The 15,485-nt window shown below is 30.7% G+C and carries 13 protein-coding genes; 6 read left to right on the top strand and 7 right to left on the bottom strand.

Annotation, left to right across the window (positions count from 1 at the left end; all coding sequences use genetic code 11):
• The first annotated feature begins 1 nt into the window (after window position 1).
• From PUD86_03125 to PUD86_03135, 3 genes are read left to right on the top strand one after another with little or no spacing between them, the layout of a single operon-like run.
• Window positions 2-1,168, top strand: a complete 1,167-nt coding sequence (locus tag PUD86_03125; GenBank protein ID MDD6776271.1) for a DUF515 domain-containing protein — start codon at window positions 2-4, stop codon at window positions 1,166-1,168.
• A 36-nt stretch (window positions 1,169-1,204) separates the two neighbouring features.
• Window positions 1,205-1,924, top strand: coding sequence for a class E sortase (locus PUD86_03130; protein MDD6776272.1), 720 nt, complete (start codon window positions 1,205-1,207; stop codon window positions 1,922-1,924).
• Entirely contained in the window at window positions 1,925-2,299 is a 375-nt protein-coding gene (locus PUD86_03135) for a dihydroneopterin aldolase family protein (GenBank protein ID MDD6776273.1), read from the top strand.
• Between the two features lie 3 nt (window positions 2,300-2,302).
• On the opposite strand, the gene mfnA is transcribed toward PUD86_03135, so the two are convergent.
• From mfnA to rplJ, 3 genes are all read right to left on the bottom strand, one after another.
• The gene (gene mfnA / locus PUD86_03140; GenBank protein ID MDD6776274.1) at window positions 2,303-3,457 is read right to left on the bottom strand and encodes a tyrosine decarboxylase MfnA; all 1,155 of its coding nucleotides are present in this window, start codon (window positions 3,455-3,457) and stop codon (window positions 2,303-2,305) included.
• Window positions 3,458-3,519: 62 nt separating this feature from the next.
• Window positions 3,520-5,796 carry a phosphoenolpyruvate synthase gene (ppsA, locus tag PUD86_03145; protein MDD6776275.1) on the bottom strand — a complete coding sequence of 759 codons (2,277 nt, stop codon included), beginning with the start codon at window positions 5,794-5,796 and terminating at the stop codon, window positions 3,520-3,522.
• Between the two features lie 181 nt (window positions 5,797-5,977).
• Window positions 5,978-6,460 carry a 50S ribosomal protein L16 gene (gene rplJ, locus PUD86_03150; protein MDD6776276.1) on the bottom strand — a complete coding sequence of 161 codons (483 nt, stop codon included), beginning with the start codon at window positions 6,458-6,460 and terminating at the stop codon, window positions 5,978-5,980.
• 196 nt (window positions 6,461-6,656) lie between these two features.
• Here rplJ and PUD86_03155 point away from each other — a divergent pair, with 196 nt between their 5' ends.
• Both PUD86_03155 and PUD86_03160 read left to right on the top strand, forming a co-directional pair.
• Window positions 6,657-6,884 carry a KEOPS complex subunit Pcc1 gene (locus tag PUD86_03155; GenBank protein MDD6776277.1) on the top strand — a complete coding sequence of 76 codons (228 nt, stop codon included), beginning with the start codon at window positions 6,657-6,659 and terminating at the stop codon, window positions 6,882-6,884.
• Window positions 6,885-6,972: 88 nt separating this feature from the next.
• Window positions 6,973-8,016 (top strand): hypothetical protein, encoded by a 1,044-nt coding sequence (locus tag PUD86_03160; protein ID MDD6776278.1) that lies wholly within the window; start codon window positions 6,973-6,975, stop codon window positions 8,014-8,016.
• Here PUD86_03160 and PUD86_03165 read toward each other — a convergent pair.
• Window positions 8,011-9,093, bottom strand: coding sequence for a nucleotidyltransferase family protein (locus PUD86_03165; protein ID MDD6776279.1), 1,083 nt, complete (start codon window positions 9,091-9,093; stop codon window positions 8,011-8,013). The genes PUD86_03160 and PUD86_03165 overlap by 6 nt on opposite strands.
• Before the next feature lie 91 nt (window positions 9,094-9,184).
• Between PUD86_03165 and PUD86_03170 the strand changes: the two genes are divergently transcribed.
• Window positions 9,185-10,441 carry a dihydroorotase family protein gene (locus PUD86_03170; protein ID MDD6776280.1) on the top strand — a complete coding sequence of 419 codons (1,257 nt, stop codon included), beginning with the start codon at window positions 9,185-9,187 and terminating at the stop codon, window positions 10,439-10,441.
• 28 nt (window positions 10,442-10,469) lie between these two features.
• Here PUD86_03170 and PUD86_03175 read toward each other — a convergent pair whose 3' ends face one another.
• From PUD86_03175 to PUD86_03185, 3 genes are all read right to left on the bottom strand, one after another.
• A complete protein-coding gene (locus PUD86_03175) occupies window positions 10,470-13,502 on the bottom strand; it encodes a hypothetical protein (protein MDD6776281.1) in 3,033 nt (1,010 codons plus the stop codon).
• Window positions 13,503-13,894: 392 nt separating this feature from the next.
• Window positions 13,895-15,079: a hypothetical protein gene (locus PUD86_03180; protein MDD6776282.1), complete on the bottom strand. Its 1,185-nt coding sequence runs from the start codon at window positions 15,077-15,079 to the stop codon at window positions 13,895-13,897.
• A gap of 6 nt (window positions 15,080-15,085) precedes the next feature.
• A complete protein-coding gene (locus PUD86_03185) occupies window positions 15,086-15,238 on the bottom strand; it encodes a hypothetical protein (GenBank protein ID MDD6776283.1) in 153 nt (50 codons plus the stop codon).
• Window positions 15,239-15,485 lie beyond the last annotated feature (247 nt).

Consider the following 15,485-nt stretch of genomic DNA (forward strand, 5'->3'; position numbering starts at 1 on the left):
AATGAACAGAAAACCAAGAAATCCATTACATCCAAGAGGTTTTGAACAAACAAGACAATTAAAAGAACAAATTTCACATGAATACTCAAAACCCAAGAAAAAAGACGATGAACTAACACCACTAAAAAAATTAAACCACAAGCTTGGAGTTTATTTAAGTCCAAAATCCGTTGATATAACTGATGATGAAAAAAAGAAGAAAATCGGTGTTATAATAACCATTTTTGTTTTAATTACATTAGTTTCATCAGCATATTATTTTTTAATTTATGAACCGTCACAAGAAAAGTTAAGCCTTGCAAAAACAACAAAGCTAAATGAATTACATGAATTATACTCAGGCCCCCTAACATCATCTCCAAATTCCTACTTATTAGAAGATAAAATCAATGAGGCACAAACTCCTCAAAAGGTTGAAAATATAAATATAATGGGAATGGCAACAAAAGACTGGAAAAACTATCATAAAAAATCGATTTATATAAATTCAGACAAATACAACCGTACAATGGCAGTGTATCTAAATGAAAGTAAAAATACAATACTTCCTGCAAAAAAAGCTATAAAAATTGTAAATGAAAATGATGCTGAAATTTTATCTAAAATAAAATTTGATGAACCAAACACAGTATCTGTTCCTATTTTAATATCAAGACTTCAGGCAGGAGCAGGTCTTGTTAATGTTGGAAGCGTTGTTGATATTTACACAAATAACAATGATACAACAAAAAACTACACCTCAAACGATACCAGTCCGGATATAAGCGGATGTACTGTACTTGCAATTATGAGATATGAAGATAATGGAGAAATTGATTCTGAATATTCAAAGTCAAATACAAAAGTAAATGGAAATAACACCAATCCAAAAGAAAACACCAAAGCTTTTTCATCAGATGTTTTAGAGCTTATAAAAGGGTCAATGCTTAAGGGATATGATGAAAAAGAAACATTTGAAATGCTTAAGAATTATGGAGTTAAGCTATCAAATTATGAAAGGCAAATTAATTTAGGTGATTTGGATGCACAGTATATGCTTTTGATTGAAACACCACAGGAAAAAGTGGAATATGTCTTAAACAATATGGACAATATCATTTTAACTATTCCAACCTCAAAAGCCCCTGACTGGATGATAAATGAAATAAATTCAACATACCACCATTAAAAAAAGTATTATATTAGATTTAACAAAAGTGATACTATGAAAAAACCAACTATTTCAACTATAGTTATCATTATTTGCATATTAATTATTGGATTATATGCAATGGGAGAAGTGAATTATTTTTCATCAAAAATAGCTGTAGAAAAAAATATCGATTCTCCAACAATTTTAATACCAAAAATTGGTGTAAATGAAAAAATAAACAATGTTTCATTAAACCAAGGAGTATTAAGTGATCCTGGAGCAAATATCCCAACACAGGATTATGTTACATTATATGGTCACAGAACACTTCAAGGTTCACCATTTTTCAGATTAAATGAGATTGAAGCTGGTGATTTATTAGTATTGGAATGGCCTGGCGTCGGAGAGATAACTTACACAGTAACAAATAAAACAATAGTTCCGGGAACTTCTGATGCACCGGTTGGTGGAAACGAGTCATTATTCTTAATTACCTGTGATCCAATTGGTTCTACAGAAAACAGAATAATCGTTGAAGGAACCTTTGACAGCCAAGGACCAATAGATAATGTTGTACTAAAAGAAAATCCTCAGGAGTCTTATGGACTTATTATTGCAGCAGCATTCCTGTTAATTGGGCTTGTATTTTCATATTTCTATCCACAGGACAATAGAATGTATGTATTAGGAGCTGTCGTAATAATTGCAGTAGTTTTATTCTATTTCTGCATAAATCCAATACCGTCTGAACTAATTTATGAAAAAATCATATTCTTAAATGGAGGCTTATAAATGGACGTTGATAAAGAATATTTTTCAAATATCACAACAAGAGAAAGAGCCATCTTTGAAGGTGCAATAAGTATGGGTGCACTTTTCCACCAATTTGTAGGAACACCCGTTAACAAAACCACTAAAAAAAGCTTAGAAACAAGCATGGAAGACTCATTAAGACTTCAACCAGCTATTGAAGATGTTGATGTTGATATTAGATTCGACAAACTTGAAGAATCAATGACAGAATTCGACTACACATCTCTTACCGGAGATATGCTTGATGTAAAAATATATACAAAAGTAGACAACGTTAAAGCGACAATTAGAATAGAATTCATTGAAGAACTTAATTATCCTTTAATGTATGTTGAAGAGATTACAGAAGATTAAAAGTTAAAATATTTCTTTTAAATCTTCTACTAATTCTTTTAAATGTTCCATTTTAATATGGTTCATTAATACAATCCTGATAGCTACTGGACATTTAGCAACAGAAACTTTCCAACCTAATTTTTCCAATTCCTCTGCTAACTTATGAGTATCCATTTCAGGATGGTTAAATGCAACAAGATTTAATTCAGGTTCACAAATAACCTCATAACCTATTTTTTCAAGATTTTCTTTTAAAAATTTAGTATTAATCATTAACTCTTTGATTAAATTAGAATAACCTTCTTTTCCGAAATATTTCATGATTGCATAAGTAGCTGCAGAAGCAGCACCCGAACGTGTTCCAACAATTGTTGATTGGGTTTTAACAGTTAAGTATGGGGAATCAATCGCCATAACATCTAAATATTCCTCTTTTCTGAAAATAATTCCTCCAGCAGGAATTGGTGCCAAACCCATTTTATGAGGATCAATTGTTATAGAACAAACTCCTTCTAGTGAAAAGTCAAAAACAGGTAAATCATATCCCATATCTCTTAAAAAAGGAATGGAAAATCCGCCAAAAGCAGCATCTACATGGAAATAAATGTTATTCTCATGTGCAATTTTTGAAATTTCTTCAATTGGATCTATTAAACCTAATTCAGTAGTACCTGCAATAGCTACAATAGCAACTGTTTTATCAGAAATTAACTGTTTAATTGATTCAACATCAATTTTATAGTTATCCAACTTAGCTTCAACAATTTTTAAGTTTAACATGTCTGCAGCTTTTTTAAATGAAAAATGAGCAGATTGAGGGACAATAATTTCTCCATCAACAATACCTTTGTATTTTCTAGCATGATTTCTAGCTGCACGCATTGCCATAAGATTAGCTTCAGTACCACCAGTTACAATATTACCATATGGTTTTTCAATAGATAATAATTCACCTATAGACTCAATGACTTTATTTTCAATTATTTTCGTACCTTTAAAAAGACCAGGATCTCCTAAATTTGCATCTAAAAATTTATAATAAACTTCCTTAGCAAAGGGATGTGCTTTTGTACACATTGACCCTAAGATTCTACCATCACTATAATCATGGTCTAAATCTTTAAGTTCGTTTAATTCATCTAAAATAATATGTTTATCTATTGGTTTTTCATCCATAAAATAACCTAATTTAAAATTTTAATAAAAATAAATAAAGAAAAAAAAAGAAAATAAAAAGATTATTCTAAACGCTTACGTGCAGCATCGAGAATAATTTTTTGTTCTGCTCTAGCAACAGTTTTTCTAACTTCAGCTATAGCATCAGTGTTTGAAGATACACTTGTAATTCCAAATCCAACAAGTTTTTCAACAATACGAGGTACACTACCTGCTTGACCACAGATACTGCATTTAACACCTGCTTCAACACATTTTTTGATTGTCATTTCAATCAATTTCATTACTGCAGGGTGTTCTTCAGAGTAATGTTTTGCAACGTATTCGTTGTTTCTGTCAACAGCAAGAGTGTATTGGGTTAAATCATTGGTTCCTAAACTTACAAAGTCGATTCCAACAGCAATGTAATCTTCAATAGTTAATGCTGCAGCAGGAATTTCAACCATCATACCGAATTCAACATCTTTATGAGGTTCTAAACCTACTTCAGAACAAAGTGCTTTAGCTTGTTTGAGTTCTTCAGGACTTTGTGATAATGGAATCATAATTCCAATGTTAGTGTATCCTTGTTCATGTAATTTTTTAATAGCTTTAAATTCACATTTGAGAATTTCAGGTTGATCAAGTTCCCTTCTGATTCCTCTCCAACCGAGCATTGGGTTGTGTTCTTCAGGTTCGTTTTCTCCACCTTCTAATGTGATGAATTCATCTGTAGGAGCATCTAAGGTTCTGTACCATACCGGTTTTGGATAGAATTCATCTGCTACAATCATAACATTTTCAGCAATTGTATTGATTAATTCATCTTCGTTTCCATCTGCAATGAATTTACCTGGGTGGATACCAGCAGTTAACATTAAGTGTTCAGTTCTGAGTAATCCTACACCATCAGCACCGGTTGCAGCTGCTTTTGCTGCTGCTTCAGGCATACTTACATTAGCTTTAACTTCAGTAACAGTTATGATAGGAGCTGCTTCAACACTACCAGCTGCTTGTACTGGTTCTTGTTTGGTTTGAGAAATTCCATCAAATACTAATCCTTTTTTACCGTCGATAGTTACACCAGTGTTTTCTTTTAAAATAGAAGTTGCATCACCAGTACCGACAACACAAGGAATTCCAAGCTCACGAGAGATAATAGATGCGTGACAAGTTACTCCACCTTCATCAGTTACAATTCCGCTTGATCTTTTCATTGCAGGAACCATATCAGGAGTGGTCATAGTAGTAACCATAATGTCTCCATCTTTAATTTTATCTAATTCTTCGATGTCTAAAATAATTTTAACATTACCTGCAGCCATACCCGGACTTGCACCAAGACCTCTTACTAAAACTTCACCAATATCATCAGAAGCTTCAGCAACATCTTCACAAACATCACCTAATGTGGTAATTGGTCTTGCTTGTAATAAGAATAATTCTCCATTTTCAAATGCCCATTCAGTGTCCATAGGTTCACCATAATGAGCTTGAATTCTTTTACCCATTTCAGTTAATTCAATGAGTTCTTCATCAGATAAAACTCTTTCATTTCTTTTTTCTTCAGGAACATCAACTTTAATACTGGTTTCATTTTCATCGTTGATGTACATGACTTTTTTATCACTAATAGTAACATTGATAACACTGTTGTCAGCTTTATCAACTTGATAGTTATCAGGAGTTACATCTCCGGATACAACAGCTTCTCCAAGACCCCATGATCCTTCGATTAAAGCAATTTCTTCACCAGTAGATGGGTTTACAGTAAACATTACACCTGCTTTGTCAGCATTTGCCATTTTTTGAACAACAACAGCAATTAAAACTTTAGCGTGTTCAAAATCATTTTCTTCCCTGTAAAAAATAGCTCTTGCTTCAAATAAAGATGCCCAACATTTTCTTATGTATTCTAATACAGCATCAATACCGGAAACATATAAGTAAGTGTCTTGCTGACCTGCAAAGGAAGCTTCAGGTAAGTCTTCAGCAGTAGCAGAAGATCTGATTGCAACTTCAACATCATCTCCGTCAAATCTTTGACAAAGTTGGTTGTAAGCTTCAGTAATAAACAAAATCATGTCTTCTGGAATAGGTGCTTCATTAATAATAGCTTTGATTTCTTCAGAAGCAGCCTGAAGTGCTTTAGTATCGTTAATATCAATTTCATCAAGAATACTTAAAACTTTATCATTAATTCCAGTTTCTAACATGAACTTTTCATAAGTTTGTGCAGTTACTACGAAACCTGGAGGTACTGGAATACCTGCTTGAGTTAATTCACCCAAATTAGCACCTTTTCCACCAGCAATTGGAATATCAGATTTATTTAAATCCTCAAATTTTTTAACATACATGAAATATAACCTCTTGGCTTGAAATATTAATACATTGACATATCTCAAATAAAGAATAGTCAATATTATATATTATATTTAAAATTCAATGTTTAAATATTTAATTGCAAAAATTAGAAAATTAATAAAAAAAATTAGAAAAAACAAAAAAAGAGTAAAAAAAGAAAATTAGTTAAAAAATCTATTTAACTAAGTCTTCGCCTTTGTCGATAACAATTTTACAAGGAACTGGTAATTTCATACCTGCTCTTTTTAATGCGACTTTAGCTTGTTCAAAGTTTTTCTCGTTACAGTCGATAGTAACAATTCTTTGACCTTTTTTAACAATAGCTTCAACACTAATAGGTTTACCGAAAGCGTTTCTCATACCACTTTGTACCCTATCCGCACCTGCACCGGTTGCCATTGGGTTTTCTCTAACAATTTGGTGAGGGTAAACTCTTAATTTTAAGTGGTAACCCATTCTACCAGCAGCCCTTTGCATCAATCTGTTAGAAGCAATCCTTGCAGCTTCTAAAGAGTTGTGTCTGATGTGAGCTGGTTTTTTAACAGCTAAACTTACAGATACTGGGAATTCATCTCTTAAATTACCCATATCATATTGTACAATTCTTGAATTTGGGGTTTTTCTAATATAATCTCTTCTTGTATAAGCACGAACCATTATAATTCCTCCGAAATAACTATGACATGACCAAACATGTTTTAATTAAAAATAGCTATAATACAATCAAAAGTCCATAATAGCTATATAAAAATTATATATCGTAATAGATAGAATACTTAAATATATTAATTAAGTTATTAATAAATGTTACCATAATATCTGAATAAATGTAAAAAGAAAAAATGTGAAAAAAATGAAAATTAAAGGAAAAATTTGCTTAAAATACAACAATGAAGAAAATGCAAAAGTAGTATTTGATTCACTAGAAATTGATAATGAAAATTACTTAGAATCACAATTAAATGAAAATAAGATAACTTATGAAATTAACAGCAAAACATTAGGTAGTTTTCTATCAACAGCAGATGATTTAATAGCATCAGAAATCGTTGTTGAAAAAATATTAGATGCCTCAAATTAGCATTTAAATACATTAGTAAAAAGTTTTATATAACTAATAATAGAATATATTAAATTATTATATTAATTTTTATTAGAGTGTGTAATTTATGGAATGCTATTATCATCCTGGAAAAGAAAGCGCAAATACTTGTGCAATATGTGGAAAATCTGTTTGTGAAGAATGTGGTTTGGAAATTGCAGGTAAATTTTACTGTAAAGAATGTTTAGAAAAAATCATAGGCGTTGAAAGTCAAAAAACCTCTCAAGCAGCTGAACCTGTTAAAGAAAAACCTGTTGAAGCAAAACCAGCAGTTGATGATAACATTTACCAAAAAAGGGAAGAAGAAATAGATTACATCCCTCAACAAGAAGAAGTTCAACAAAAAGAAGTTAAAGGAATAAGTAATGATTCTCCTTACAATATTAGAGACAATATGGAATACAGCGGAGGACCAGAAACTTCTTACATTGCTGAGAAAACACAACCAAAACCTCACTTTGAACAAAAAATTGCTCAGCCAGCAGAAGCACCTCAAACTTTAACTCCAAGAGAAGATACTGATTTCATTTACCCTGATCACACTTATGAACCACCAAAAACAAGTGCAAGACAAGAATTAGAAGACAGATATGAAAAATATCTTGACGACTTGTATTTTGATGAAAATGAAATTCCATTAAATGAACAATTAGCAAAAGATGAAGAACAATACGGATCATTAACCAGAAAAGAATATGTTCCTCAAGCTCAAACTGAACCTCGTGAAGAAGTGAGATTTACTAAACAAGAAGAACCTAAAATAGAAACTCCTGAAGAAATGGAAGCAAGAATCAGAGCAGAAATCTTAAAAGAACAAGGATTAGCTAATGAAGAAGCTCCTAAAAAGAGATTCAGTTTAAGAAACAAAAACAAACAAGAAGATATTGAAGATACAAGTATTCATAACTTAAATTACCAAAATGAAAAAGAACCAATGACTGTTGTTGATATTGCATTATCAATTGTATTGGTTATTGTAATTTTAATTGTATTATACTACCTTGTATACTTGTTTATGTTAAGTGCAACATACCCAACATTTACTGATGCAATATTTGCACTTAAAAACCCACAAAACGTCATTAATGCTTTAATGACCCATACATTATAATAATGAAATATTTTCATTATTTACTTTTTTTATAAATTTTTCCAACACTTCTTTATTTTTATAGCCTAAAACTCTGATATTTGACGGATATTTTTCAATATATTGAGATATAGTTTGTTTAGGAATCGGATTTTCAAGAATACTTAAAATTCTTTGATGAAAATGGGAAGAAAATCCGTGTAATATTGATTTTTCAAGTTCCTCCAAAGTTTCGTAATATCTATTATCAACAATATTTTTAGCTAATTTTTCATTAAACATGTTAAGAGCAGTCAACTCATCTAAAGTAAATGTGTTTGCAGTGTTTAAAATAGATTCAACATCGCGAATGCCGTAGATTATACCATCTTTTTTGATTTCACGTTTTAAAACTTCAATTGTTTTTGACGGCATCATATCCAAAACACCATCAAAATTGTCTTTTTGAATACTTTCACGAATTAAAGTTCCACTAACCCCTTCAATTCTTTCAACAAAAATAAATTTATCTTTATAGTCAAATCCTATTTTACTCAAAGAGTTTGAAAATGAAACAATAACGTAATTATCTTCTTCAAGCTTATCCTTAAGAATTGTTTTATGTTCAGTTTTATCTACAATTTTATATGGTTTTGGAGCAATGTGATGGCCCATATTAATTCTTTTTAAAATCTCATCAAAACCTTCTTTTGGTTTGTATCCTCTAGGAATATAATCAGTATTTAAGTTTTTAAACATCTTTGAAAGACACAATGAATATTGTCCTGATCCCATAATTCCCATTGGCGGACCTTCAACAACAATATCTGCACCAGCAGAAATTGCAATCTCTGCCCTAATTTCCCTAGGCAATATATATGGAATACCCCTACCACTTCTCTCAAATAATCCTGGTACAATAGCAACAAATAACGCATTAGGAAACATACCTTTTGCAGTTTTCATGCAATGAAAATGACCGTTATGTAAAGGATTATACTCTGTAAAGTCAGCTATCAAAGTAGTGTCTGATGAAGTTGATGAACTTTTACATTCCATATTAAGATCGCTAAAAAATAATTCATTATCCCTTTTGAGAATATCTAAAACATAAGACATGCAAATAAATATAACTTTTAAGTTAAAAAAAACTTATGATTTAAAAATATTAAAAAACAAATATGGATTTAACACTCAAAGGAGGCTAACAATGGATTTAGTAATAAAAAATTGTAAGCTAGTTGATAAAATTGGAGAATACTCAATTAAGGTAGAAAATGGCAAAATAGTTGACATTTCAAAAAGTGCAATAAAAGCTGATGAGACAATTGATATTAAAGGTAATTACTTAATGCCTGGTTTTATTGACCCACACATCCATTTTAGAGATCCAGGGCTTACACAAAAGGAAGATTTTAAAACCGGAAGTTTAAGTGCTGCTAATGGAGGATTTACTACAGTAATTGATATGCCCAATACAAATCCTAAAACAAATACCTATAAAGCACTTAAAGAAAAAATTGAGATTGCAAAAAACAAATCTGTTGTTAACTTTGAGCTTCAGGCAGGCACAAATACTCTTAGTGAAATGGAAAAAATGATTGAGTTAAATCCTATTTCATTTAAGATATTTATGGATTTGGAAAGTGATGAAAGTTTAGAAAAAATATTTAAAGACTTATCAACATTAAAACAGACAACATCATACAATGGTCTTGTTTGTGTACACTGTGAAAAAAGATCAATTGTTGAAGAAAATACTTTAAAATTAAAAGAAAAAGGAAATAATCCCCCAATTGATTATACTTATGCAAGACCGCCGCAAAGTGAAGATGCATCAGTGACTCAAAGTATTGAGCTTGCTGGAAAAAATGATTTAAGATTGCATATCTGCCATTTAAGCTCAGCCAAATCATTGGAACTTGCAAAAAATGCAAGTAAAACTATGCCCATATCATGGGAATTTACACCACACCATTTATTGCTTGACAATACAACATACAATACATATGGAACATTTATAAAAACCAATCCCCCACTAAGAGCTGAAAACGAAAGTGTGAGAATAAGTGACTTAGATGAAACTTCAATAATTGGAACTGATCATGCACCACACACAATAGAAGATAAAACAAAAGATACCTGGAGCTCATCACCAGGAATACCGAATTTAGAAACAGTAGTTTCATTACTATTAACACAAGTAAACAAAGGAAATATTGATTTAAGCATAATTCCAAAAATATTATCTCAAAATGCTGCAAAAGTCTATGGACTTGAAAATAAAGGCGAAATAGCTATTGGAAAAGATGCAGATTTTACTGTAATTGATTTAAAACAAGAAGGCAAATTCAACAAAGATGAATTTGAAACAAAAGCACAATACTGCCCATTTGACGGATGGGAATATATTGGAAAACCAGTCATGACAATCGTAAACGGAAAACCAGTCATGAATAAATTATAAAAAAAATAGATGAAAATAAAATATTCATCTATTTTAAAGTTATTACTACTTTTTTATTTAATGCGTTGTAGTATTTGCTACCTGCGTATTTAACGTAGGATGTGTATTTACCTTTTTTAGTTAACTTGGTAATTTTGAAAGTTGCAACACCTTTACTGTTTGTATATGCACTAAAGGTTTTACCTTTAATTTTAAGAGTAACTTTGGTGTTTTTCATAACTTTACCTAAGTTATTTTTCAAAGTAATACTGTATTTTTTGGTTTTTAAAGATTTTTTAAAGGTTTTAGCACTAGCAGCCATTTTCACAGTTGCTTTTTTAACCACTACTTTAGTAGCAACTGATGAGTTAATAAGTGTTTCATCACCAGCAAAAGTTATTGTAGTCAAATAGGTTTTAGGTAATAAAGTAGCACTTAATTTGAAAATGATTTGACCATTAGCATCAGTAACTTTAGTATATGTTTTACCAATAAAGTTAACAGTAACCATTTTGTTAGCTAAAACATTACCATTAGCATCTTTTAAAGTAACAACTAAGTTTTTACCTACGTTGTAATATGTAGTTACACCTGCACAGGACAATTGAGTAGCTACTTTAGGAATAGTGAAATTGAAATCAGCAGTATTATTAGAAGCAAGGAAGTTTCCATTTCCAGCAAAAACAGCACTAACAACAACTTCATTAGTTAAATCACTAATGGTGATTGTACCATTTTCATCCGTAATACCAGTCATGTTTTCACCATTAATTACGTAGTTTACAGTAACACCACTTACAGCATTACCATTAGCATCTCTAATAGCAATAACAACAACTCCTCTTTGAGTTGAAGAAATATTCATTTGAGTAGCAACAGCAACAACTTTAAGTTTGGTAGCGTTTACATAGAAATGACCATTAACTTCAGTAGTACCTACAGCAACTTCACCATCATAAGTACAATCTTCAATAATGATAGCTTGATCGAAATTAGCAGCAGAATCAACTACTCCATTAAATTTAGAATTGGTGAAATTACAGTTTTTAAAGGAAATACCATCTTCATCAAAATAAGTGGTATCATTGCGATAAACTAATGAATCGGCAACAATATTTTCAAAAGTACAATTGTTAAAGTTTACAGCACCATATTTATAAAGAGTAACTAAAGAACCCTCTGTGGTGACATCTTTGAAAACACAGTTATTAAAATTCATGAAATAAGTTTTAGCACAACCAGATTCTTCAATATGACGAGTTTCATAATTTAAAAGGTCTTTTGAAATTGAAATTGGACCTAAAAATGTACAATTAATAAAATTGGAATTAAAACCAAACTCTTTTCCAGTAAAAGTCAAATTAATAAAATTATGAGTAGCATTTTCATTACCTGATGAATATACAGTAGATATAATATTTGTTATATTTGTTTTAGGACCTTGGCCAATAATTGTGAAATTACCTGAATTTACAGTAATTTCTCCACCAAAGTCTTCATGAGTATAATCCCCATTTGCGACATAAATAATTCCATTTTCGTTAATGCACATTAAAGCTACATACATTGCATATTGTCCTCCATATGCATCATCCCAACTTTGACCATGGACATCATCATTCATTGAATCTTTATCAGAGGAAATATTTACATAAATAACATCATGAGATTCAAAATCTGTTAATATATCAGGATTAGAAGCTCCTAAAAGAGATTCAAGCATTTTTTTAGAAGAACTAGTCATCATTAATCCAACAGAGTTATAAGTGTTTCCAGTTCCCGTATACGGAGTGTTTTGATAACTGTTAATGAATACATTGTTGTTAAATATATAATCATTTCCAGTAATCACTACGGTATCAATTCCAGTTGCTGTGTGATCTACAAATCTATTATTGCATATTTTTATGTGTGGATTTCCACCAGTACCATTTTCATAGGTGTATGTTGCAGCTGCAATTGCTTGACCTATTTTTGCATAGTTGCCGGTGAAATTACAATTACATACTGTTAAGTAGCCTCCATTTAATACAGAGATTGCTCCTCCACGACCAACAGAGGTGGTTGAAATGTTTGTGTAAGCATAGCATAGGTTTGTATTATAATTGAATCTAGATGAACATATTGTTATATTATATCCTGATCCATAGTTGTATGCTCCGATTGCTCCACCACCATTGTTAGTGGTACAGTTGTTGTCTTCAAAAGTACAATTTTTTATTTTAAGTTTGCTGTAGGTGAATAATGCTCCACCGTTCCATCCAGCAGTGTTTCTTTTAAAGATTGTATTTTCAATTTCTGTTTGAGCATTTGTATGAGTATGTATTGCTCCAGCCCACCAGTTTGCATGGTTGCCATCAAATTCAGAGTTATTTACATATAAAATTCCACAGTTATTAATAGCACCAGGTTCTACACTAGCACTATTATTAATAAATTTACAATCATCAACATACATTATAACACTAGTTGTACTTCCAGAATTATAATTTGTAACAGCACCGTAACCAGTATGACAATTAGTAATATTACATCCAGTTAAATACATGTAATTATTAGTATTATATATTACAGAATTGTGTCCAGTTGCAGTTTGAACATTATTAAAAGTACAATTTTCTAAATAAACAGTACCATCAAGCTCTAATAAATTTTTAGCATTAACATTTAAAAATTTAACATTAATAAAATGAAGTGTTAATGCAGAATTAGTATTCACAAAGGGTGTTTTTGAAGTAGAACCTCCAGTAATGTAACTAACATCACTACCTACAATTGTAGCACTATTTTTGAAATTTATTGCATTACCAATTGTATAAGTAGTGCCCGTTAATGTAATATATTGGCTAGTTGGTAATTCACACTTAAGTTTTAATGAATTCCAATCCGCCGCAGCAACTGGTGTTCCACTTGTAAGAACATTATTTGATTCATCATTGCTTTGAACTTCTGTTACCTGATTTGTATCGTCAACAGTTTGTTCTATTTCTACAGCATTTACTTCATCAATTCCTGAATCGGTAATTACTGTATCATTGACATCTTCAGTTGCACTTACTGCTCCAATGAAACAGATCAGCACAATAAATAATGATAAAATCACTATCTTATTAAGTTTCAATTTAATTTTCCTCCATATTTTTATATTGAAAATATCTAGAATGTTCTTCTAGAATATTGTTCACTTTAGTTAAATAAAGCCATATTCACCAATAACTAAGTCGTATATCAATACAATAAACGACTTACTTATTATGGATTTCACATCTTTTTTAACCAAATCATAAAGTCTGAATAAAATATATTAAATAAAATTATAGTCAAAAATAAATGATTTTTTTTCAATATTATTTTACTCATTATTAGTTTATGGTGTTTAGTTAATATAAATTTAATGAAATATTGTGTTTTAAAAAAAGTTTAAAAAACAATAGATTGGATCTATTATTTTTTTTAAATCAAGTTTATTTCTTTTTAGTATTCTTCTTTATGTTCTTTTCTTCTGTATCCTATGATTAGTAAAATTAATGCAATAACAATCATACTAACGACTTGAATATGATTCACGTCATCATCAATTTTTTTAGTCACTTCATAGGATTTCGCATCAGATGACTCGGATTGACTGCTTCCGGCACCTGATCCTGAAGATGAAGAAGCACCCGCAATATTAACGCCTGAAGAACCATATGTATAATGTGTTGAGTTTAAATCTCCATTGTGTGCTTGTGAATTGCTATTGTTTGGATTATTTCCAAAAATGTTATTGTTGCCGTTACCATTGTTTCCGGGATTCAGGGAGTTTCCGCCATTATTCAACCAACCTAATCCCAATCCATTTCCTTTAAATGGGCTTTTAAGGTAATTTTTCAATCCATTGGAATATTCATCAGCTGTCATTTTACGTACTGGTTTGGAACCATCAGTATTGTTGACAACAACATTTCCTGTACCGCCTGTAACATATACTGCACGGTTTCCACCATACTTTCTACCATTGAGGATGTTATTTGCAACAATAGAATCAGACACAGTGGAACTGCCTCCACCTTTCAACGCTACTGCATAATCACTGTTTGTTGAAACATTATTGTACTGTATATTGTAGTTATGATCTCCCTTTGTGGTTTGTGAATAACTTATACCATAAACATTGAATCCTTTTTCAAAGGCATTTACAGTATCAACAATGATAGTGTTATTCATTATTCTATCATCAGAGTCCTGCACTTCAATTCCAGCAACCAAAGCCCAACTGTGTTTACTCGCATAACCTGTAACATTAATAAAATTACTGAAAATATCCAAATGTGTTATACCATAGATTGGTGAACTGATATCAAATAAAATTGTATTAATTCCTTGACCTATAAAAGTAACATTATATTTTAATGCATGTTCCACTTTTGCTTGAATTCCAGAATATTTTCCATCAGCCACATATATTATTCCTTCTCTATCGCCATTATCTGCTAGTTCACACAATGCATCATCAATAGCCCATTCTCCACCAAATGCGTTTTCCCAACTAGACCCATCATCCCCATCAGCAGAATTATTCACATAATAAATTATTTCATCATTTGATAACACTTCATCATTATATCCATTACAGTTTGGAATTGTTATATCAATAGAACTGTATCCTATCTCTTGCACATCACCCTATTCAACAGAAACTTCATCCATATATGTATCAATTTCATATGATGAACCACTAGATATATTATCATTAACATCTTCATTTGCACTTACGGTTCCCATTAAACAAATAAGCACAAAGAATACTGATAATATTCTGATTTTGTTAAATTTCAATTTTTATTTCTCTCTTTATATTTTTAAACAACCAAATTATCATTTCTAAAATGAATAAAATAATTCAAATTAACTTTACTAAAAAATAATTTAATTAATAACAAGATTACTTTACTCATGATTATTATATATTGTGACTAAGTAGATATAAAGTTTTTCAATTGAATATATAAATCAAAATCAATTTCCAAGCTGAAAATCATATAAAAATCAAACACAAATAAACTAAAACATTCTAAAAAAAAGA

The organism is Methanobacteriaceae archaeon (assembly GCA_029219465.1).
Classification (GTDB): domain Archaea; phylum Methanobacteriota; class Methanobacteria; order Methanobacteriales; family Methanobacteriaceae; genus Methanocatella.